Here is a 23994-nt window from a genome sequence, read left to right on the forward strand (position 1 = left end):
CCGGTGTCGTGTCGGGCCGGGCGGCCACGGTCGGGTCGTCCACGTCGATGACCGTGACGTCGAGACCGGAGACGCGGTCCGCCAGGTCATGCGACGTGATCACCGCGACCGGGGTCGCATCCGCGAGCACGAATTCGACGCGGGACGCCGGCAGCGCCGGATCGAGCGGCAGATAGGCCGCCCCGGTCTTGAGCACCGCCAGGATCGCCACAATCGCCTCCGCAGACCGCGGAAGCAGAAGTGCCACAGTCTGTCCCGGCCTGGCACCGTGGGTGGCAAGCAGGTGCGCAAACTGGCCGGCCCGCCGATCGAGTTCCCGGTAGGTCAGGGTGTGGCCCGCGCAGCTGAGGGCGTCCGCGTCGGGATTTCGCGCGACCACCGCGGCGAACAGTTCTGGGATCGAGACGTCGTCCGCCGGCCGGGCCAACGCCGCCCGGTTGCCGAGATCGTCGATCCGTGTGCGCTCGGCGTCGTCGAGCATCTCGACCCGGGAGACCGGCGCGGTCGGATCGGCGCTGACGGCGGTCAGTACACGCCGCAACCGGTCGACCAGTGCCTCGATGGTGGCGGCGTCGAAAACATCGGTGCGATATTCGACGGTGCCCGCGATGCCGGCGGGTGCGCCGTCGTCGGTCCAGCGCTCACCGAGCGAGAACGTCAGGTCCATGCGGGCGGTCTGGGTGTCGACCGGGACCGGGGTCACCTCCAGGTCGCCGAGGGTCAGCCCGGCGCCACGTCCCTGTTGCCCGGGCAGGTTCTGCCAGGCCAGCAGTATCTGCACCAACGGGTGGTGCGTCAGGCTCCGCGTGGGGTTGAGCCGCTCGACCAGCACCTCGAACGGCACGTCCTGGTTCTCGTAGGCCGCGAGACTGCGCTGCTGCACCTGCGCCAGCAGGTCGGCGAACGTCGGATCACCGGACAGTTCGACGCGCAGCACCAGGGTGTTGACGAAGAAGCCGACGAGCTCGTCGAGCGCCGGGTCGGTCCGGCCCGCGATCGGGAAGCCCACGGCGACATCGGAACTCGCGCTGACCTTGGCGAGCAGCAAGGCCAGCGCCGCCTGCACCACCATGAATCCGGTGGCGTGGTGTTCACGCGCCACGTCCGCGATCTGCTGCTGCAACTCGGCCGGCCAGTCGATGGCGACGGTCGCGCCATGCTGATCCGCGACGAGCGGGTAGGGGCGATCGGTCGGCAGTTGCAGCCGTTCGGGCAGCCCGGCCAACGCGTCCTGCCAGTAGCCGAGCTGCGCCGCGATCGGGCTGTCGCCATCGTGCAGATCGCCGAATTGCGCACGCTGCCACAGCGTGTAGTCGACGTACTGCACCGGCAGGTCCGGCCACTGTGGCGTCTGGCCGGCGCACCGGCTCGCGTAGGCCACGCCCAGGTCGCGCGCCAGCGGCGTGATCGACCAGCCGTCGGCCGCGATGTGGTGCACGGCGGCAACCAGGACGTGTTCGTCGGCGGCAACCCGGAACAGGCTGGCCCGCAAGGGAATCTCGGTGGCGATATCGAAGGCGTATCGCGCCGCGGTGTCCACGGCGGCGGTCAGTCGGTCCGCCGCCCAGCCGGTGGCATCGGTGCTCTCCCAACCGATGTCGGCCGCCGACGCCGGCAGCACCACCTGCTGCGGTACGCCGTCGGGCGCGACGAACACCGTCCGCAGCGCCTCGTGCCGGACCACGACGTCGACCAGCGCGGCACGCAGCGCCTCGGCGTCCAGGTTCCCGGTGAGCCGTAGCACCGTGGAGAGGTTGTAGGTCGCGGACGGACCCTGCAGTTGTTCGAGGAACCACAAGCGATTCTGCGCGAACGACAACGGGATGACGTCCGGCCGCTCGCTCGGCACCAGCGGCTCCCGCCGCGTTGCGGATGTCCCGATCCGCGGGGCCAGCTCGGCGATGGTCGGCGCCTCGAAGACCGTGCGTACCGCCAGGTCCGTGTCCAGCGCTGCGTTGATCGCCGCGATCAGCCGCATGGCGGCGATGCTGTCACCGCCGAGATCGAAGAAGGAATCATCCACGCCGACGCGGCTGTGTCCCAACAGATTCGCGAAGATTCCGGCCAGGATGTCCTCGACGGCGGTTGCCGGTGCCCGGTAGTCGCCCGCGACGTAGTCGGGCGCGGGCAGGGCACGCGTATCGAGCTTGCCGTTGGCAGTCAACGGCAAGCGCTCCAGCGTCACGATCGCCGCGGGCACCATGTACCCGGGGAGTCCTTGCGCCAGTTCGGCTCGGGCCGCGGCCGGGTCGAGGGTACCTGTCACATATCCGACCAGACGCCGGTCACCCGGCCGGTCCTCGCGGGCGATCACCACGGCCTGCTGCACACCGTCCAGCGCCGCCAACGCTGTTTGCACGTCGCCGAGTTCGATGCGGTAGCCGCGGATCTTCACCTGCTCGTCGGCACGCCCCAGGTACGTCAGCTGTCCGTCGGCACCCCACCGCACCAGGTCGCCGGTGCGGTACATGCGCTGCCCCGGGGCCCCGAACGGGCAGGCCACGAAGCGCGCCGCACTCAGCCCGGCGCGGCGCAGATAGCCCACACCCAGCCCGGCGCCCGCGACGTACAGTTCACCGATCACCCCGGGCGGCACCGGCTGCAATGAGTCGTCGAGCACGAACAGCGCCGCCCCGCCCACCGGCGAACCGATCGGCACCAGGGCGGACTCCGCCACCGACTCGGTCGTCAGCGGCACGCTGATCGCGACGCACATCGTCGTCTCGGTCGGTCCATAGGCATTGACCATGACGCGGCCGCCGGTCGCCCAGCGCTGCACGACCTCCGGCGGGCAGGCCTCACCGACCGCGACGAGCGTGGCGGACTCCAGACCGGCCGGAGACAAAACCGCTGCCGCCGTTGGGGTCTGAGTCAGGACGGTGACACCTTCGGCCACCAAGGTGCGGTGCAGATCCGCCGACGACCGCGCAACATCGTCGCCGATCACCACGACCCGGCCACCGCGCAGCAGCGGACCGAAGATCTCCCACACCGACACGTCGAATGCCGGCGAGTGCGCATGGCTCCACACCCCGGCGGCGGGCAGACCTGCTTCGAGGGTGCCGAGCAGCTGCGTCACATTGGCGTGGGTGAGCCCGACACCCTTGGGCACACCGGTGGTGCCCGAGGTGTAGATCAGGTACGCAAGCGCATCGGCATCCGGCAGCGGCAGCGCTGAATCCGCTTGTTCCGCAGCATCATCGACGGCGATGACCGCGCCGCCGAAGCCGGCCAACAGATCCGGGTCGGTACTGATCGCCGCCGCCGGTGCCGCGTCGTCGAGGACGAACTCAATGCGCGGCGACGGCCACGACACATCGATCGGCAGGTAGGCCGCACCGGCCTTGAGCACACCCAGCATCGCGACGATGGCGTCGGTCGAGCGGGAAAGCAGCAGCGCCACAACAGAACCCGGACCGACACCGCGCCCGGTCAGCAGGTGGGCCACCCGGTTCGACGCCATATCCAGTTCCGCGTATGTCATCGACGCACCCGCGTCGGTGATCGCCACCGCGTTGGGCCCCGAACGGACGTGGGTGGCGAACAACTCGGGAATCGACGGCTGGTCCGACGGCTGCCTCAGGACGTCACGATGCCCGTTCGCCTCGACCCGCGCCCGCTCGTCGGCGGTCAGCAGGTCGACCGTCGACAGCGCTCGGCTGGGATCGACGGTCATGGCCGCCAGCACACCCTGCATCCGCTGCACCAGCGCTTCGACGCTCGCCGCATCGAACACGTCGGTGCGGAATTCGACGATGCCGCCGATGCCCGCGGGTTCGCCGGTGGCCGTCCAGCGTTCGGACAGCGAGAACGCCAGGTCCATGCGCGCGGCCTGGGTTTCCACCGGCAGCGGAGTGACGGTCAGGTCGCCCAATGCCAGGCCGGCCGCACTGTCGACGTGCTGCCACGGCAGGTTCTGCCAGCCCAGCATGACCTGCACCAGCGGGTGGTGGGACAGCGAGCGTGCGGGATTCAATCGCTCGACCAGCACCTCGAAGGGCACGTCCTGATGTTCGTAGGCAGCGAGGCTGCGGGCCCGCACCTGCGCCAAAAGCTCTTCGACAGTGGGGTTTCCGGCCAGGTCGACGCGCAGCACCAGGGTGTTGACGAAGAAGCCCACCAGGTCGTCGAGAGCGCGGTCACGCCGGCCTGCGATCGGAAAGCCAATGGCGACATCGGAACTGGCGCCGAGCTTGGCCAGCATCACCGCGAGCGCGGCCTGCACGACCATGAAGCTCGTCGCGTTGTGCTCGCGCGCCACCCGCGCGATCTGCTGCTGCAGCTCGGCGGGCCAGTCCACCTCGACCGTGGCACCGCGCAGATCGGCGACCGCCGGATAGGGCCGATCGGTCGGCAGGTCGATCCGGTCGGGCATGCCCGCGAGGGCTTCGGCCCAGAAGTCCAGCTGGGCCGAGATCTCGCTGTCGGGGGCGTCGAGTTCGCCGAGTTGCCTGCGCTGCCACAGGGTGTAGTCGACGTACTGCACGGCCAATGGGGCCCAGCCCGGCGCCGCGCCCGCACAACGGCTGACGTATGCCGTCCCGAGGTCGGTGACCAGCGGCTGCAACGACCAGCCGTCCGCGGCGATGTGATGCACCACCGCGACCAGCAGATGCTCATCCGCGGAGAGCCGGAACAGGCTGGCACGCACCGGGATCTCGGTGGCCAGGTCGAAGGCGTACTGCGCGGCCGCGCGCACCGCCGCGGCCCGCTGCTCGTCGGTCCAGGCGCCGGTATCGACGACGTCCCAGCCGAGCCGCACCTGATCGGCGGGCACGATCACCTGCTGGGGCGTGCCGTCGGTCACCGTGAACACGGTCCGCAGGCTCTCGTGCCGGTCGACCACGTCGGCCAGCGCCGCATGCAGTGCCTCGCCATCGACCTGTCCCTGCAGCCGCAGCAGGACCGGCATGTTGTAAAGCGCTGACGCGCCCTGCAACTGGTCGACGAACCACAACCGATTCTGGGCGAACGACAGTGGGATGACGGCCGGCCTCTCGACCGCTACCAGCGCCTCGCGCCGCGTGGCGCCGTCGCCGATCCGTGCCGCGAGCTGAGCCACGGTGGGTGCTTCGAAGACCGTACGCACCTGTAGCTCGACGTCGAGCGCCGCGTTGATGCCGGCGATCAACCGCATGGTAGACAACGAATCTCCGCCGAGGTCGAAGAACGAGTCGTCCACGCCGACCCGCTCGACGCCGAGGAGTTCGGCGTAGATGGCCGTCAGGGTCTCCTCGACGGCTCCCGACGGCGCCCGGTACCGCGCCGCGTCCTGATAGTCCGGGGCCGGCAACGCGCGCGTGTCCAGCTTGCCGTTGACGGTGACCGGCAGTGCCGGCACGCCGACGACGGCTGCCGGCACCATGTAACCCGGCAGCCGCTGCGCCAGCGCGGTCCGCGCCTCGGCCGGATCTGCCGCGCCGACGATGTAGCCCACCAGCCGCTTGTCGCCCGGACGGTCTTCGCGGGCGATCACCGCGGCCTGTTCCACGCCGGGTAGCTCGGCCAATGCCGAACGGACATCACCCAATTCGATGCGGTAGCCGCGCACCTTGACCTGCTCGTCGGCGCGGCCGAAGTAGTCCAGCTGCCCGTCGGGGCGCCATGACACCAGGTCTCCGGTGCGGTACATGCGGGTGCCCGGTTCACCGAACGGGCAGGCCATGAAACGTGTTGCGGTCAGGGCTGATCGGCGCCAGTAGCCGATACCGACGCCGCGACCGGCCAGGTACAACTCCCCGACCACGCCCGGCGGTACCGGCCGCAGGGACTCGTCGAGGACGAAGAACGCCGCGCCCGCGGTGGGCGAACCGATCGGCGGCGCACCGGAGCCCGCAGCCAGCGGCAAACTCTTGCACAGCCACATGGTCGTTTCGGTCGGGCCGTAGACGTTGACCATCGTCCGGCCAGGTGCCCAGCGGTCGACCATCTCGGGCGGACAGGCCTCGGCACCGATGACCAGGGCGGCCGCGTCCAGCCCCGCGGTGGACAACACCGCTGCGGCCGAAGGCGTTTGGGTGAGCACGGTGACCCGCTCGTGCACCAGAAGATCGTGGAAGTCATCGGCGGAGCGGGCGACCGCGTCGGGGACGACGACCAGCCGTCCACCATGCAGCAGCGCACCCCAGATCTCCCACACCGAGAAGTCGAAGGCATAGGAGTGGAACTGCGTCCACACCTGTTCGGGCGACAGCTCGATGCCGATCTCAAGGCCCTGGAACAGCTGGACGACGTTGTACTGCGTGACCGCAACACCTTTGGGCACGCCGGTGGTGCCCGAGGTGTAGATCAGGTGCGCCATGTCGTCGGGTGCGGGACCTTGCGGCGGAGTGTTCGGCTGCATCGCCAACCGCGGATCGGCCACGTCGATGACGGCGCCGCCGAATCCATCGAACCGGTCGGCCAGGTCGCCGGTGGTCACAACGGCGATCGGCGCGGCATCGCCGAGCATGAACTCGATGCGTGCCGCCGGCAGCGCCGGGTCGAACGGCAGGTACGCCGCGCCGGACTTCTGCACCGCGAGGATCGCCACGATCGCTTCGGCCGAGCGCGAGAACAGCAGCGCGACAACCTGTCCCGGACCAGCGCCCTGCACGGTCAGCAGGTTCGCCAGCCGGTTCGACGCCTCGTCGAGTTCGCGGTATGTCAGGGACTGCTCGCCGCAGACCACCGCGACCGCGTCCGGCGTGCCGGCAACCTGGGCGGCGAACACCTCCGGCACGGTGGTTCCCGCCGCGGGCTGACCGAGCACCGCACGGTTGCCCCACCGGTCCAGCCGGGCCTGCTCGACCTCGTCGAGCAAATCCACCGACGACAACCGCTGCTCCGGATCGGCGCTGAACGCCGACACCATTCGCTCGAATCTGCCGACGAGCGCCTGGATGCTCTCCGCATCGAAGATGTCGGTGCGGAACTCGACCATCACGTCGAGTCCGTCTGGCTCCCCGTCGCCGTCCCAGCGCTCGCCCAGCGAGAACGCCAAATCCATGCGTGCGGTCTGGGTGTCCACCGTCAGCGGCGTCACCTGCAGGTCGCCGAGGGCCAGCCCCGCCGCATCGCCGGCCTGCCAGGAGAAGTTCTGCCAGCCCAGCAGCACCTGGACCACCGGGTGGTGGGTGAGGCTCCGGGTCGGATTCAACCGCTCGACGAGCATCTCGAACGGCACGTCCTGGTGCTCGTACGCTGCCAGGCTCCGCCGGCGGACCTGCGCCAGGAGGTCGACGAACGTGGGATCGCCACCGGGGAACTCGCCAAGTTCGACACGCAGCACCAGCGTGTTGACGAAGAAACCGACCAGATCGTCGAGCGCGGCATCGCGCCGCCCCGCGATCGGAAAGCCCACTGCGACATCGGAAGTCGAGCTGATCCGCGCCAGCAGTGCGGCGAACGCAGCCTGGATCACCATGAAGCTGGTCGCGTTGTGCTCACGGGCGACCCGGCGAATCTGCTGCTGCAGGGCAACCGGCCACTGCACGGTCACCCGGGCGCCGTGGTGGTCGGCCGTCGGCGGGTAGGGCCGGTCGGTCGGCAGGTCGAGGCGCTCGGGCAGGCCGGTCAGAGTGTCCTGCCAGAAGTCGAGCTGCGCGGCGATCGGCCCGTCGGCATCGTCGAGTTCGCCGAATTGCGCACGCTGCCACAGGGTGTAGTCGACGTACTGCACCGGCAGCGGCGCCCAGTCCGGAGCCCGCCCCGCGCACCGGCTGGCGTAGGCCAGCCCTAGATCGCGCACCAGCGGCGTGACCGAAGAGCCGTCCGCCGCGATGTGATGCACCACGACCACCAGGATGTGGTTGTCATCCGTGACACGGAAGAGCTTGGCGTGGAACGGAACCTGCATCGACAGATCGAAGATGTGCCGGGCTGCCGCGCCCACCGCGTCGTCCACCCGATGCGCCGGCCAGCCGCCGGCGTCGATGGTCTCCCACCCGATATCGGCCTGCTGCGGGGAAATGATCACCTGCTCGGGCGTGCCCTCCGGCGCCACGAACAAGGTGCGCAGGCTTTCGTGTCGAGCCACCACGTCGGCCAGGGCCCGGCCGAGCGCGTCGGTGTCGAGGCGGCCGCGCAGTCGCAGGGCCACGGCCAGGTTGTAGATCGCCGACGGCCCCTGCAACTGGTCGAAGAACCACAACCGGTTCTGCGCGAACGACAGCGGCAGCACCTCGGGCCGCTCCCCTGCCGCCAGCGGAGTCAGGCGCGTCGCGTCGCCACCGATCCGCGGTGCCAGTTGTGCCACGGTGGGCGCCTCGAAGAGCGCACGTACCGAAAGGTCAACAGCCAAGCTCGAATTGACGGCCCCGATCAAGCGCATCGCCGACAGCGAGTCGCCACCCAGGTCGAAGAACGAATCATCGACGCCGACGCGCTGCACGCCCAGCACCTGGGCGTAGATGTCCGCCAGGATTTCCTCGACCACGCCGGCCGGTGCCCGGTAGCCGTCGGTGTCGGAGTACTCGGGGGCCGGCAGCGACTTGCGGTCGAGCTTGCCCGACGTCGTCAGCGGCATCTCGTCGAGCACCACGATGTGCTGCGGCACCATGTAGTCGGGCAGCCACGCGCTCAGCCGGCTCCGGACGGCACTGATCTTCGTGCTGCTGTGCGGCTCGTTGGCGTGGACGCCGGGGTGCGCGAGGGGCCGGTAGAGATCGGTCAGCGGGGTGTCGCCCGGGCTGACGAACACGGCGTCGACGCTGCCGGCTGCCGCGCCCCAGGTGACGGCGACCTGGTATCCCGCTTCTTCGCCGACGCGGTACAGCTCTTCCGTTGTGGCCTCGACCGTTTCGGCAGCCACCTGGATCCCGGCGAGTTCCTGTTCCAGCCGCACGTCGACGCGCACTCCCGCGCGCGGAATGTCGGTGACGCGAACCGCCTCCGGCCGCCGGTCGGCCAACCGGTGCTGTAGCCCGGCCAGGTCGGCGCAGTCGCCCCACGTCCAAGTGGGAACGTCGGCCATCGACCGCCCCGCCGCGGGTGCCTTGTGGATGGTGACGTCGTACCGGTAGCGGTTGAGCTCGTTGTCCGCGGTGCCACGTTTGATCCGAATACCCAGTCCGACAGCAGATTCCCGCCGCGCGGCCCAGGTTGTGAAGTATTCCGGCGCCAGGAGCAGCTCGGCTTCACCGAGCACGGCATGCTCGACACGCTGCCGGATCACGGCGGCATCGGTACCGGCGTTCTCACTCCGGCCCAGCACGATGGCGGTCTGGAAAGTGTTCTGCAGAGTGTGATTACGGATGTCACCGAGGAACAGGGTGCCGCCGGGGGCCAGCAGCTCCACCGCATTGTCGATGACCTCGGTCAGGTACGCAGCGTTCGGGAAGTACTGGACCACCGAGTTCACGACGATGGTGTCGAAGTGCCCACGCGGAAGTCCGTCGGTGACGTGCGCCGCCCGGGCCATGAACTCGACCCGGTCGCGCCACGGAATCTGCAACTCCTGCAACGATTGCGCGAGTTTGTTCACCGCCGCAGACGACACGTCGGTGGCGACATACTGCTCGCAGTGCGGTGCGATCTGGGACAGGATCAAGCCGGAGCCGGCACCGATCTCCAGTACCCGCCGCGGACGCAGTTCCATGATCCGGTCGACGGTCGCGGCCCGCCACTGTTCCATCTCCGCCAACGGGATCGGCTCGCCGGTGTAGCTGCTGTTCCAGCCCCGGAAGTCCGAACCGAATTCGGGCGCTTCACCTTCCGCGTCGGCGGCGGCGTACAGCTCGTCGTAGATGTCCTGCCACTCCCCGACGATCTCCGCGTCATGTTCGGTGTCGCGTTTGCCGTCGGTGGCGTGTTCGAAGGTGATGTAGCCGACCAGTTGGGCGCCACCGGTCCCGTGGTGCACGGTGGCGGCGGCCTGGCTGACCTGCGGACAGGCCAGCAGCGCGCTCTCGATCTCGCCCAACTCGATGCGCTGGCCCCGCAGCTTGATCTGAGTGTCGGCCCGGCCCAGGTAGTCCAGCGTGCCATCGGCGTTCCAGCGCGCCAGGTCGCCGGTCCGGTACATGCGGCTACCCGAATCATCCGGCCCGCCATGCGGATTGGCGACGAACCGCTCGGCGCTCAGGGTGGGACGGTCCACATAGCCGAGTGCCACCGCGGGGCCGGCCAGGTACAACTCGCCCGTCACACCCGGTGGCACGGGGTTGAGCTGTGCGTCCAGCACGAGGGTTCGGGTGCCCGCAATGGGCGTCCCGATGTTCACGGGCCGTCCCGGGACCAACAGGGTCCCGGTGGCCCAGATGGTGGACTCGCTGGGCCCGTACGCGTTGAACATGCTGCGGCCGGGCGCCCACGCCTGCACCAGTTCGTCGGGGCACGCCTCACCGCCGGTGATCAGCGTCGTCAGTCCGTCGAGCCGCGTCCGATCGAGTGACGCCACCACAGTCGGGGTCAGCAGCGTCGCGCTGACCCGGTGCTTTTGCATCAGGTCGACGAGCGCCTCGCCGGCGTACACGTCCCGCGGCGCCACGACCAGCGCGGCGGCCACCCCGGTCGCCATCAGCATCTCGAACAGCGACGCGTCGAACGTCGGGGCGGCCACCATGAGCACGCGGTCTGCTGCGGCCAGCCGGTACGAGTCAGCTTGTGCCGCAGCGGCTCCCAGTAAGCCCGCGTGCCTGACGGCCACGCCTTTGGGCTCCCCCGTCGAGCCCGACGTGAAGATGACGTAGGCGGTGTTGTCCACGGTCAGCGACGTCGACCGCTCGGCGTCGGTGATCGGTTCGGCGCGGTAGCCGGACAAGTCGGCGTCCGCCCGGAACACCGGTCGAGTTCCCGCGCCACCGATCTGGTCGGCGTCCCGGGTGAGGACGCACGTGGCGGCGACCGAATCCAGCACCGTGGCAATGCGTTCGACGGGATGGGTGCGGTCCACCGGCACGTAGACGCCGCCGGCCTTGAGCACCGCCCACCACGCCACCACCAGTTCGGCGCACCGGTCCATCGCGACGCCCACGGCGCGTTCGGGACCGACACCGCCCGCGATCAGCAGGCGCGCCAATCGATTCGAGGCCTCGTCGAGTTCGCGGTAGGACATCACGCGGGCGCCGTCGATGACCGCGACGGCATCCGGATCGACCGCGACCGCGGCGGCCAGCAGCTCGGGTCCCAGCCCGGTCGGTGCCGTCACTCCGGCACCCGACCACCGCCGCAGCTCGTCCCGCTCGGCTGCGTCAAGCAGGTTGATGGACAACAGCTTCCGCGCCGGATCGTCGGTCATCGCGACCAACAGCCGGCGGAACCTGCCGATCAGCGACTCGATACCGGCTTCGGTGAACACCTCGGTGTCGTATTCGATGTGGAGCCCGAGCTCGTCGCCCGGGAACGCCTCGACCGTCAGCGGGTAATGGTTGAACTCTCGGTTCGCGAACTCGGCGATGGCGAGGTCATCGACCCCGACGGACATGCCTGCCTCGACCGGATAGTTCTCGTACACGAACAGCGTGTCGAACAGCTGGTCATGGCCGGCGACGCGGTGAATCTCGCCCAGCGCGAGGTGCTGATGATCGAGCGTGTCGTTGTGCGCGGCCTGCAACTGGTCGAGCAGGCCGGTGACCGTGGTGCCCGCCGTCAGGTTGGCGCGGACCGGCACGGTGTTGATCAGCAGGCCCACCATCGATTCGGTGTCGCCCACATCGAGCTGGCCGAGCCGGGACCGCGCGGTACCGAATGCCACGTCGTGTCGGCCCGTCAGGGACGTCAACAGCACGGCCCACGCACCCTGCAGCACGGTGCTGACGGTGGTCTGGCAGGAGCGGGCCAGCTCCCCGAGGGCGCGCGTGGTCTCTGCCGAAACCTCGAACGACGCGAAGCCGCGGTGCCCCCGCCCCAGTCGGTCCTGCAACCGGTCCTGCGGCCCGACGAGCGTCGGTGACTCGAAGTCCGCGAGCACCTCACCCCATGCGGCACGCGCCGCGTCGAGGTCCCGCTCGGCGAGCCAGGTGATGAACTTCCGGTACGACGCCGCGGGCGGCAACCGGTGCCCGGCATAGCCGGCGAAGATCTCGCGCAGCAGGATCGGCAGCGACCAGCCGTCGAGCACGATGTGGTGATTGGTCAGCACGAAGCGGTGCCGGCCCTCGGCGATACGGATCAGCAGGGCCCGGAACGGCGGCTCACCGGCAAGGTCTCCGACGGCGATGCGTTCGGCGGCGCACAGCCGCTGAATCTCGTCTTCCCCGAGGGCGCCCGTCACACCGAAATCGATGAATCGCCAGGCGATTTCCGGCTCGGCCAGGATCACCTGCACCGGCTCGTCGAACTGTTGGCAGAACGTGGCCGCCAGGTGTGGATGCCGATTCACGCTGCGCTGCACCGCTTCGCGGAGTCGCTGCGGGTCGAGAGCACCGGTCAGGGTGAAATCCAATTGCACCGAATACATCTCGGCCGCGACGTCGGCCCGCTCATGCGCAGTGCTGCTGTGGAACAACAGACCCTGCTGCAACGGCGTCAGCGGCAGGATGTCGGCGACCCGGTACTGCTGCTGCAGCTGGTCGATCTGCTGCTGCCCCAGCTGCGCCGGCGCGATGTCCGATGGCGTCAGGCCCCCGCCGCCGGCCCGCACGTGGGCGCAGATGCCGGCCAGCGCCTCGAACCACAACCGGCTCAACCGGTTCAGCTGGACATCGTCGAGAACAGACGTCGCCCACGTCCAGTCGGCCCGCAGTTGCGGTCCCGCGTCGGTGTCGACGGTACCGGCGTTGAGTTCGACGGTGTGGAACAACGGCAGCGGTGCCGCGGCGCCGGCCGGCGACAGCTCGTCGCGGCCGAGCCGCCACAGTTCCTCGACACCGGCGATGTGCGGAAAGCCAAGGCGGCCAAGGTAGTTGAACGCGATGCTCGGTTCGGCGCCGTCCAGATCGACGTCGTCGGTCAGGTACCGCAGCAGCCCGTAGGTCAGTCCCGCGGGCTGCGCGCGCAACTGCTCCTTGGCTGCCTTGACGACTGCGCCCAGCACCTCATCGCCGGCGGCGATCTGTGTCCAGGACAGCTCGCCCAGCGCCAGTGCCACCGGGTATTTGGCGGTGAACCAGCCGACGGTCCGCGACAGATCGACATCGCCGCCCAACTCGGCCGCGAGGTCCTCGTCACGCCCGTGGCCTTCGACGTCGATTCCTACCGGGGATCCTCCGGTGCCCAGGAACTCGGCGACCGCGAGGGCGAACCCGATCAGCAGGATGTCTTGCACCCCAGCGTGAAACGCCGCCGGCACTTCACCGAGGAGCGCCCGGGTGTGGTCGGCGTCCAGGGTGACCGACAACCGGCCCGCGGTCGCGTAGGTGTCCGCCGCCGCGTCCGCAGCGGGTAGCGCCGCGGGTACCGAAGCCACGTGTCGCCAGGCCGCGGCCTGCGCCCGCACGTCCGGATGCTGCGCGTGCTCGGCGAGCAGCTCGGCCCACCGCCGGAACGACGTGCCGGTCGCGGTCAATTCCACAGGTTGGCCGGCGCGATGCTGCGCCCAGGCGATGTTGAGGTCTTCCAACAGGATTCGCCACGACACACCGTCGACCGCGAGGTGGTGGACGATCAGGACCAGCTGCCGGTCGATGTCGACCCACAGGCCGCTGACCATCACCCCGGCACCCGGGTTCAACCGCCCCCGCGCTGCGGCGACTGCGGCTTCTGACAGCTCGTCGACACCGACGACGGCCGCTCGGGCATCGACCGAACCGGCTTCGGGTACCTCCAACACCCCGTCGGCGTCGGCGCGTAGCCGCAGCATCGCGTGCCGATCCATCAAGGCCTGCAACAACATCACCGCGTCGGCCTCGGTGGCGCCCTGCGGTGCCTGCAACACCAGGGTCTGGTTGAACTCGCTGATGGCGCCGTCCGGCCCACCCAGACCCGAGAACCACCGCATGATCGGCGTCGCCCGCACCGGCCCGATACCCTCGTCGACAACGCCGTCGCCATCGTCGGTCACGGTCACCGTCTGCGACAGGCGCGCCACCGTCTGCTCGACGAACACGTCACGCGGCCGGCAGGCCAGACCGGCGGCGCGAGCGCGTGCCGCCACCTGCATCGCGAGAATGCTGTCGCCGCCCAGCTCGAAGAACGAGTCGTCGACGCTGACGGCCGCCGGTTCCAGGCCGAGGATTTCGGCATAGATGGCGGTCAGGATCTCCTCGACCGGGCTGTCCGGTGCACGGTAGTCGTCACCGGTGTACTCCGGGGCCGGCAGGCTACGGGTATCGAGCTTGCCACTGGTGGTCAACGGCAGTTCGGGCAGCGCCACCACCGCGGCCGGAACCAGATACGCGGGCAGGCGATCCGCGAGGGCGGCCCGCACCACGATCGGATCGACGGCGCCGGTGACGTAGCCGACGAGGCGCTTGTCGCCGGGGCGATCCTCCCGGACGATCACAGCTGCCTGCACGACGCCATCGAGCGCGGCCAAAGCTGTTTGCACTTCGCCCAATTCGATGCGGTAGCCGCGAATCTTCACCTGGGCATCAGCGCGGCCGACGTACCGGAGTTGCCCGTCGGCGCCCCAGTACACCAGGTCTCCGGTGCGGTACATCCGCTCGCCCGGCTTGCCGAAGGGGCATGGCACGAAACGTGATCCGGTCAGCGCAGTCCGGTGCAGATAGCCGACCCCCACGCCGGCACCGGCCACATACAGTTCACCGACGACACCGGGCTCCACCGGCTGCATCCAGCCGTCCAACACGAACAATGCCGCGCCGCTCGGTGGCGCCCCGATCGGCGCCGCGCCGCCGCCGGCCGTCAGCGGCGAACTGATCGCCGCATAGATCGTCGTCTCTGTCGGACCGTAGCCGTTGACCATTACCCGGTCCGGCGCCCAGTCGTCGACGACTTCGGCGGGGCACGCCTCGCCGCCCATCACCAGTGCGCACGATTCCAGGCCTGCCATGTCCAACATCCCGATGGCAGAAGGCGTTTGGGTGAGGACAGTGACCTTTTCGGCGATCAGGAAGTCATGGAACTCGGCCGGATCGGCGGACACCGACTCGGGCACGACCACCAGCCGGCCGCCGCGCAGGAGCGCGGAGAAGATCTCCCACACCGAGAAATCGAAGGCGTACGAATGCCAATGCGACCAGGCCTGCTCGGACGGCAGGCCGGCATCCTGCGAGGCGATCAGCTGCGTCAGGTTCTGGTGCGCGATCGCAACGCCTTTCGGCGTTCCGGTGGTGCCCGAGGTGTAGATGACATAGGCAACGTCGTCGGGTTCCGGCCCGGCCGTGGCCGACCAGTCAGCGGGGCCCTCGAACGGCTCCCGCACGTCGATGACGACGCCGTCGAAATCGGAGAACCGGTCGGCCAGCACCGCCGTGGTGACGGCCGCGAACGGTGCGGAATCGCCCAGCATGAAGGCGATTCGGGAAGCCGGCAAAGCCGGGTCGATCGGCAGATAGGCCGCCCCCGTCTTGAGCACGCCCAGAATCGTCACGATGGCCTCGGCGGAGCGCGGCAGCATCACCGCCACGCGCCGACCCGGACCCGCGCCCCGGTCGGCGAGCAATTGGGCCATGCGGTTCGACGCGCGGTCCAGTTCACGGTAGGTCAGCGGCGAGCCGTCACCGCTCAGCGCCACCGCCTGCGGCACGCGAGCCACCTGCTCGGCGAACATCGCCGGAATCGTCACCGGCAGGGCCGTTTCGGTGGCGAGCGTCGCCCAGTTCCCGAGTTCGGCCAGCCGGTCCTGCGCCGGTGGGCTCAGCACCGGCAGCGACGACAGGCGCTGCGCCGGATCGGCCGACATCGCGGTCAGGACACGGTGTAGCTGGTCCGCCAATTCGACGACGTCGAGCTGTCTGGTACCGAACGTGGTGACGGAGAGCTCGTCGCCGGTGCCCGAGAACGCGAGTCCAGAGCCTCGGCCGAGACCGGAGATCAGCTGCGCTGCCGCCGTGGCTTCGCCGAGCGGCACGGTGAACCCGGCCGGGAGAAAGTCCACCACGATGCGGTCGACTCCGGACCCGTGGATCTTGCGCTCCAGGGCCTGCACCGGAAATCGCTGATGGCGCACCGCCTCTCGGGTGCGGGTGTGCACATGCGCGCAGAAGTCGGCGACCGTGGCGTCGGGGGAAACCTGCAGCACCAACGGCACCACCCCGGCGACCATGCCGGGCAGCGTCTTCGACACCGGCAGTACGCGCCGGGTCACCGGCAGGTCGAGCACCACCTCGCGGCCCTCGGCCGCCCGGCCACGCAGGACCAGCGCGCACGCGGCGATGAGCACCGTCGACCGGCGCACGTCCCAGGCCTCACACAGCTGTTCGACCTGCGCCAGCAGTGCGGGGTCGAGCTGAATCGGCTCCGATGAGCCGTCGTCTCCGGCCGCGGCATCATCGGACGACAGCTCACGCGTCGTCGCCGCCGGCAGGTTCGCCGTCCAGTAGGCCTCGTCCTCGGCGTAGTCCGCGGAGGCTTCGTACGATTCTTCGCAGTCCAGGAGATCTTGCAGCGAACCGAAGTAGGAAGGTTGAATCGCCACGCCTGCAACGGATTCCGAATAGACGGATGCGATTCGTTGCAGGACGAGCGCGAGTCCGATGCCGTCGGCCACGATGTGGTGGCAGCACGCGAAGAAATAGGATTCGCCGGCGCCGGCCCGGAAGTAGGCGAAGCGCAGCAATGGACCGTCGAGCGGCATGGGGGTGCGCTGCAGCGCCGCGGCCATCTCGCGCGCCTCGGCCATCCGCTGGTCGGCATGAGTCGGCTCGGCACGGGTCAGATCGTGAAAGGCCACCTCGATCTCCGCGACATCGAGCCGCCGCTGGCGTACCTGACCGTCGGACTCCGAGAACGTCGCCAGCACCGGATCGGCTTCGCCGACAACGCGACGGATCGCCTGCTCGAAGACTTCAAAATCGACTGGACCGTCAATTTTTACGAAGATGCCGAGCTGCCACTCCGCAGCCGATTGACCTGTTTCCTGCGCGAGCCAGATATCCAACTGCCCACGCGTGACAGGCATCGACGAATCGCCGAGATCCATCCCAAACCCAGAAATGCCGAATTACCGCCGAACCAACCGAACGCTCAGAGCCGCTGTCCTACCGAGAGTCGGTCACGCAAGGTCTTCGGCCGGATGTCGGTCCATTCCCGCTCGATGTACTCCAGGCACGCGGCGCGGTCCGCCTCGCCGAACACCACTCGCCAGCCCGCCGGAACGTCAGCAAACGTCGGCCACAGGCTGTGCTGTTCTTCGTCATTGATCAGCACGAAGAAGGTTCCATTGTCGTCATCGAACGGGTTGGTACTCATGGCGCTCCCAAAAGAATTGACGCTCAGGATAATTGGGCGTCACGATTTCCGCTCGGCCCGTGGGCGAATGCTACATGCCCACACTATGTCCACAAATGAGCGTCAATAAACCAACCCCCGCGCGCCGCGGTCGAGCAATCCGTCCGAAATCACCGATGCCGTAACGATTTTCGCCACACCATTTGCCTGATACCGACGGCAGTGCCGACTTTGCTGGACATGCCACACAATTGGCATCAGCGATAGTTAGCTGAAGCCGCCGAAGCGGTGATTCCGGTACGAAAGTACGCGGAGGCGCCTGCCGGAATGCCGTTTCGGCGCAAGGAGAAATCAAGCCGCAGAATCAGACCACCGCGGCCGAGCCGCGAATCAGACCACCGCGGCCGAGCCGCGAATCAGACCATGGCGCGGCGGCCCGCCAGGGCCCGGCCAAGCGTCAGCTCATCGGCGAACTCGAGGTCGCCGCCCATCGGCAGACCTGACGCGATGCGCGTCACCGACAGCCCCGGGATGTCCCGCAGCATGCGTACCAGGTACGTGGCAGTGGCCTCGCCCTCGGTGTTGGGGTCGGTCGCGATGATCACCTCGACGATGTCCACGCCGTCGACTCGCTGCCCAATCCTGTTGAGCAGCTCGCGAATTCGCAGTTGCTCGGGACCCACCCCGGACAGCGGATCCAGGGCTCCACCGAGGACGTGGTAGCGCCCGCGGAATTCACGGGTGCGCTCCACCGCCTGGACGTCCTTGGGCTCCTCGACGACACACACCAGTGAGCCGTCGCGCCGTGGGTCGCTGCAGATGCGGCATCGGTCGTCGTCGGACACATTGCCGCACACCGCGCAGAACTTGACGCCGTCACGCACCCGGTTCAACACCGCGGTCAGCCGGTCGATTTCCGGCGGCTCCACCGACAACAGGTGGAACGCGATGCGCTGGGCACTCTTCGGCCCGATACCCGGCAGCTTGCCGAGCTCGTCGATCAAATCCTGTACGGGTCCTTCAAACACATCAGAGCCCGGGCAGATCCATGCCCTGCATGCCGCCGGCCAGCGGGCCGAGGCGCTGCTGCGCCATCAGCGTCACCTGTTCGGAGGCGTCACCCAGGGCACCCACGATGAGGTCCTGCAGCGTCTCGATGTCATCGGGGTCGACGACCTTCGGGTCGATGGTGAGCGCGGTGATCTCACCGGTGCCCATCATGGTGACTTTGACCAGACCGCCACCGGCCTGACCGACCACCGACGAGGTGGCCAGGGACTCCTGCGCAGCCATCAGCTGCTGCTGCATCTGCTGCGCCTGTGCGAGCAGTGCGGACATATCGGGCTGGCCACCGGGTTGCATGACGATCCCCTCAAGATTCGATGATCGGGTGTGCGCGCCAGCCTAGTCGCCCGACGGGAGGTCGGGCGACCGACTGGCCGCGAAACAACTAGCCTTCGACGTCCGATTGAAGGCTCAGCCTTCGACGTCCGATTGAAGGCTCAGCCTTCGACAACCTTCTTCAGGTTCCCCAACACCTCATCCTGAATCTTGCGCAGACCCAGCGGGGCGAAGGTCTTCTCGAAGAAGCCGCCGATACCGCCGGCGCCCTGCCACGCGGTCTTGACGGTCACGGTCGAGCCGGTGCCCGCGGGGGCGACGGTCCAGGTGGTCACCATCGACGAGTTGGCGTCCTTCTCGATGACGCTCTTGCCGGCGACGTCGACCGTGGCCTTGACCTCACGCGAGCGCTTCTTGGTGGCCTGCAGCTTCCAGGTGGCGACGGTGCCGGCGCCCTGTCCGCCTTCGAGCACCTGGTAGCCGCTGTAGTTCGACGAGAGGATCTTCGGGCGCACCGTCTGGTAGTCGGCGACCGCCGTCAGTACCTTCTCCGGCTCGGCGAGAATCAACACGGTGCTGGACGCACTGACCTGTCCCATCAGGTAAAACTCCTGTTCATCTGGCTTCCCTTGCGGTCGCGAGGACCGCCGTCTCGGTTTAGCGTATATGTGTGACTGCTGTCACGACCGACGCGACGGCCGCCCACGAGGCGGCCGTTCAACGACTCCTGGACAGCTATCGCGCCATCCCGCGGGGTGCGACGGTGCGGCTGGCGAAACCGACGTCGAACCTGTTCCGGGCGCGCACGCGCACCAAGACCAAGGGCCTGGACGTCTCCGGGCTCGACGGCGTGCTGACCGTCGACACCGAGTCCCGCACCGCGGACGTCCAGGGCATGTGCACCTACGAAACGCTCGTCGCGGCGACGCTGCCATTCGGCTTGGCGCCGCTGGTCGTGCCGCAGCTCAAGACCATCACCGTCGGGGGCGCGGTCACCGGGCTGGGCATCGAGTCGACGTCATTCCGTAACGGCCTGCCGCATGAGTCCGTACTGGAACTCGACATCCTCACCGGCGCCGGCGAGTTGGTCACCGCAAGCCGCGATCAGCACTCCGACCTCTTCCACGCTTTCCCCAATTCCTATGGGACGCTGGGCTATTCGGTGCGGCTGCGCATCGAACTCGAACCCGTGCGGCCATTCGTCAAGCTGCGGCACCTGCGCTTCCACCGCGTGGCCGACCTGGTCGACACGCTGCAGCGCATCCTCGACACCGGCGGCTACTTCGATGGATACGCCGCCGTCCCTGTCGACTATCTCGACGGTGTCGTGTTCGGCCCTGACGAGAGCTATCTGTGCCTGGGGATGAAGACCGGGACCGACGGCCCGGTCAGCGATTACACCGGGCAGCACATCTTCTACCGGTCCATCCAGCACGACTCCGGCGAGCAGCACGACCGGCTGACCACCCAGGACTATCTCTGGCGCTGGGATACCGACTGGTTCTGGTGCTCCGAGGCGTTCGGCGCGCAGCGCCCGCTGATCCGGCGGTTGTGGCCCCGCCGGTACCGGCGCAGCAGCGTCTACTGGAAGCTGGTCGGCCTGGACCAGCGCTTCCACATCGCCGACCGCATCGAGCGCCGCAGCCTCCTGGCCCCGCGCCAGCCGTTGCGCGAGCGGGTGGTGCAGGACGTCGAGGTGCCGGTCGAGCGCGTCACAGACTTTGTCGAGTGGTTCCTGGCGCGCGTGCCGATCACGCCGATCTGGCTGTGCCCGTTGCGCTTACGTGGTGACACCCGCTGGCCGCTGTATCCGATCCAGCCCCACCGCAGTTACGTCAACCTCGGGTTCTGGTCGTCGGTGCCGGCCGGGCGGGTGGCCGGCGAGACCAACCGGCTGATCGAGCACAAGGTCGACGAGTGCGGCGGCCACAAATCCCTGTACTCCGAGTCGTTCTATTCGCCCGAGGATTTCGACCGGCGGTACGGCGGCGCGGAGTACCGGAAGGTCAAGGAAGTTTACGACCCCGAATCGCGGCTACTAGGTCTCTATGCGAAGGCGGTACAACGGCAATGACGACAACTGACGACCGCAGTACGACCGACGGCAAGCTCACCTTGGCCGAGGTCCTGGAGAGCTTCTCGAGTGGTCGGCTGCCCCTGAAATTCGAGGCGTACGACGGCAGTTCGGCCGGTCCGGAGGACGCCGAGCTGGGGCTGAGTCTGCTCACCCCGCGCGGCACCACCTACCTGGCGACCGCACCCGGCGACCTGGGCCTCGCGCGCGCCTACGTGGCGGGTGACCTCGCGGCCCTCGGGGTGCATCCGGGCGACCCGTACGAGCTGATCAAAGCTCTGGCCGACAAGGTGGAATTCAAGCGGCCGCCGATCCGGGTGCTCGCGAACATCGTGCGGTCCATCGGGTTCGAGCATCTGCTGCCCATCGCGCCGCCGCCGCAGGAGGCGTTGCCGAAATGGCGTCGGATGGCAGAAGGACTGCGGCACAGCCGAATTCGGGATGCCGAAGCCATCCACCATCACTACGACGTGTCGAACGCATTCTACGAGCGGGTGCTCGGCCCGTCGATGACCTACACCTGCGCGTGCTACCCGCGGCCGGACGCCACGCTCGAGGAAGCCCAGGAGAACAAGTACCGACTGGTGTTCGACAAGTTGCGGCTACAGGCCGGTGACCGGCTGCTCGATGTCGGTTGTGGCTGGGGCGGCATGGTCCGGTACGCCGCGCGCCGCGGGGTGCGGGCCACCGGTGTGACATTGTCGGCCGAGCAGGCCGACTGGGCCCAGCGCGCCATCGCCGATGAGGGGCTGACCGACGTCGCCCGGGTCCTGCACGGCGACTACCGCGACGTGCGGGAGGGGAATTTCGACGCGGTGTCCTCGATCGGCTTGACCGAGCACATCGGCGTGGCCAACTACCCGGCGTACTTCCGGTTCCTGCGCGACCGGTTGCGCCCCGGCGGCCTGCTGCTCAACCACTGCATCACCCGGCCGCACAACCACGCGGGCAGCATCGGCGGCTTCATCGACCGCTACGTCTTTCCCGATGGGGAACTGACCGGCTCGGGCCACATCATCGCCACCGCCCAGGATGCCGGGCTGGAAGTGCTGCACGAGGAGAACTTGCGGCACCACTACGCCCTGACGCTGCGTGACTGGTGCGCCAACCTGGTGCGGAACTGGGACGAGGCGGTCGCCGAGGTCGGCCTGGCCACAGCGAAGGTCTGGGGCATGTACATGGCCGGTTCCCGTGCGGGATTCGAGACCAATGTGGTTCAGCTGCACCAGGTTCTGGCGGTCAAGCTCGACGAGCACGGCGCCGACGGCGGCTTGCCGCTGCGTCCGTGGTGGACGCCCTGACTACTCCCCGATCGGCCGGGCGCCCAGCTCGGTCTTGAGCAGTTCCAGCGCCACCTCTTCGGGATCGCGTCGCGGCACGTCCGTGCCGCGGTCGTTGGCGGCATCGGCCAGCATGTCCTCTTCTTCAGCGCGCTCCACGGCAGCCTGCTGCTCAGGCGTCGGGGCCGCGGCACGTGGTGCCGACGCTGCCGGACCAACAGCGGCCGGTGCGGCGCCGGCCGCCCCAGCAGGAGCGGCACCGGCGTCGCACCGCACCCGCCAGTTCACCCCGAGCGCGTCTTTGAGCGCCTCGCGGATGACATCGGCGTTGTGCTGCTCGCTGAGTCGTCTCGCCAGCGGCGGGGCCGGGTGCGCCAGCACCAGGGTGTCGGCCTCGATGCCGCGGACCGTCGCCTCCATGAGCATGGCCTCCAGCGAGCGGCTACGGGCCCGGACCTTCTCACGCACCGTCGTCCACATGGCCCGCACCGCGGCGGCATCGGGCTCACCGGGCGTCGTGGCGGCCGGCTGCACGGGTGCCGGAGCCGGCGGCTCGGGCGCCGGCGGGGCGACGGGTTCCGGCGATGTTTCACGTTGAACCGGTGCGGGTTCGGGAGCCGGACGCGGCTCGGGCCGCGAAACCGGCGGTGCGGGCGGGGCCGGGGGCGCCGGAACAGGCTCCGACTCCTGCCCTGAAACCGACTGCGATGCTTGGCTTCTCCGCATGAATCGCTGGGCACCCAGGCCTGCGTCCGCGGCCGGCATCGATGGGCCGGGCGGGGTCTCCGCCAACGACTCCGGAACCGAACCTGGCGTCACCACCGCCGCCGGAGCGGGACGCGGCGCCGCAGCAACCCCACCCTCAGAGGCCGGGATCGACACGTTCATCCGCGTCTCGATGCGCTCGATCCGTTGCAGCAGAGCAGCTTCGGTGTCACTGGCCGACGGCAGCAGCAGCCGGGCGCACACCACTTCGAGCAGCAGTCGCGGAGCCGTCGCGCCGCGCATCTCCCCCAGCCCGGCGTGCATCACCTCGGCGTAGCGGGTCAGCGTCGCCGTACCGATCTGCGCGGCCTGGTCCCGCATACGCTCCATGACGTCGTCCGGTGCGTCGACCACACCGCGCGTCGCCGCGTCCGGAACTATCTGCAGCACAATCAGATCCCGGAAACGTTCCAGCAGGTCGGTGCCGAAGCGGCGCGGATCGTGCCCGGCATCGATCACCGACTCGACGGTACCGAAGAGCGCCGCGCCGTCACCGGCAGCCAGCGCGTCCACGGCCCGGTCGATCAGGGCCAGGTCGGTCGCGCCGAGCAGCGACAGCGCCCGCTGGTAGACGACGCGGTTCTGCTCGGCCCCGGCCAGCAGCTGGTCGAGCACCGAGAGCGTGTCACGGGGTGAGCCGCCGCCGGCCCGGATGACCAAGGGGTACACCGCGTCGTCGACGCTGACGTCCTCCTGGGCGCAGATCTTTTCCAGTAGACCGCGCATGGTCTTGGGCGGCAGCAGCCGGAACGGGTAATGGTGGGTACGCGACCGGATGGTCGGCAGCACCTTCTCGGGCTCGGTGGTGGCGAACACGAAGATCAGGTGCTCCGGCGGTTCCTCGACGATCTTGAGCAGCGCGTTGAAGCCGGCGTTGGTCACCATGTGCGCTTCGTCGATGATGAAGATGCGGTAGCGCGACTGCGCGGGCGCGTAGAAGGCGCGGTCGCGGAGTTCGCGGGTGTCGTCGACGCCACCGTGGCTGGCCGCGTCGAGCTCGACGACATCTATGTTGCCCGGCCCGTTCGGCGCCAGCGCCACGCACGAATGGCACTCGCCGCACGGGTTGGCCGTCGGCCCCTGCTCGCAGTTCAGTGAGCGGGCCAGGATGCGCGCCGACGACGTCTTGCCGCAGCCACGCGGCCCGGAGAACAGGTAGGCGTGGTTGATCCGGCCAGATTCCAGCGCGTTGCACAGCGGCTCGGTGACATGCTCCTGCCCGACAACCTCAGCGAAACTTGCCGGTCGGTACTTGCGGTAGAGAGCCACGGGAGAAGGCTACCGAGCGGGTCTGACTCGTGCTCTGGTGCCCGTTGACTGCGA

At 68.8% G+C, this 23994-nt stretch carries 8 protein-coding genes (1 of these 8 only partly in view); 2 read left to right on the top strand and 6 right to left on the bottom strand.

Annotated features, from left to right (window positions below):
• The 5 genes from ACWW1C_RS27055 to ACWW1C_RS27075 all read right to left on the bottom strand — a co-directional run.
• Positions 1-16963, bottom strand: the 5' portion of a protein-coding gene (locus ACWW1C_RS27055) for a non-ribosomal peptide synthase/polyketide synthase (protein ID WP_455981123.1). 14006 nt of this gene lie to the left of the window's left edge; the window shows 16963 of its 30969 coding nt (coding positions 1-16963); the start codon lies at positions 16961-16963; its stop codon lies off the left edge, out of view.
• Between the two features lie 44 nt (positions 16964-17007).
• The gene (locus ACWW1C_RS27060) at positions 17008-17232 is read right to left on the bottom strand and encodes an MbtH family protein (protein ID WP_455981124.1); all 225 of its coding nucleotides are present in this window, start codon (positions 17230-17232) and stop codon (positions 17008-17010) included.
• 395 nt (positions 17233-17627) lie between these two features.
• Positions 17628-18239 (bottom strand): recombination mediator RecR, encoded by a 612-nt coding sequence (gene recR, locus ACWW1C_RS27065; RefSeq protein WP_455981125.1) that lies wholly within the window; start codon positions 18237-18239, stop codon positions 17628-17630.
• A 1-nt stretch (position 18240) separates the two neighbouring features.
• Positions 18241-18573, bottom strand: coding sequence for a YbaB/EbfC family nucleoid-associated protein (locus ACWW1C_RS27070; protein WP_455981126.1), 333 nt, complete (start codon positions 18571-18573; stop codon positions 18241-18243).
• Positions 18574-18713: 140 nt separating this feature from the next.
• Positions 18714-19151: an SRPBCC family protein gene (locus ACWW1C_RS27075; RefSeq protein WP_073695487.1), complete on the bottom strand. Its 438-nt coding sequence runs from the start codon at positions 19149-19151 to the stop codon at positions 18714-18716.
• 71 nt (positions 19152-19222) lie between these two features.
• On the opposite strand from ACWW1C_RS27075, the gene ACWW1C_RS27080 reads away from it, so the two are divergent.
• Both ACWW1C_RS27080 and ACWW1C_RS27085 read left to right on the top strand, forming a co-directional pair.
• Positions 19223-20626, top strand: a complete 1404-nt coding sequence (locus tag ACWW1C_RS27080; RefSeq protein WP_455981127.1) for an FAD-binding oxidoreductase — start codon at positions 19223-19225, stop codon at positions 20624-20626.
• Complete coding sequence (locus ACWW1C_RS27085) at positions 20623-21927, top strand: class I SAM-dependent methyltransferase (protein ID WP_455981128.1); 1305 nt, start codon at positions 20623-20625, stop codon at positions 21925-21927. The genes ACWW1C_RS27080 and ACWW1C_RS27085 overlap by 4 nt, the downstream gene beginning before the upstream one ends.
• Here the strand turns inward: ACWW1C_RS27085 and ACWW1C_RS27090 are convergent, their stop codons facing one another.
• Complete coding sequence (locus ACWW1C_RS27090) at positions 21928-23940, bottom strand: DNA polymerase III subunits gamma/tau (RefSeq protein ID WP_455981129.1); 2013 nt, start codon at positions 23938-23940, stop codon at positions 21928-21930.
• Positions 23941-23994: the final 54 nt, after the last annotated feature.

Source organism: Mycobacterium sp. HM-7, assembly GCF_053852335.1.

Coding starts and splice junctions, on each gene's coding strand:
- ACWW1C_RS27075 (WP_073695487.1), bottom strand. CDS start 19,151: ATGGGACAGGTCAGTGCGTCCAGCACCGTGTTGATTCTCGCCGAGCCG.
- ACWW1C_RS27070 (WP_455981126.1), bottom strand. CDS start 18,573: ATGCAACCCGGTGGCCAGCCCGATATGTCCGCACTGCTCGCACAGGCG.
- ACWW1C_RS27060 (WP_455981124.1), bottom strand. CDS start 17,232: ATGAGTACCAACCCGTTCGATGACGACAATGGAACCTTCTTCGTGCTG.
- ACWW1C_RS27085 (WP_455981128.1), top strand. CDS start 20,623: ATGACGACAACTGACGACCGCAGTACGACCGACGGCAAGCTCACCTTG.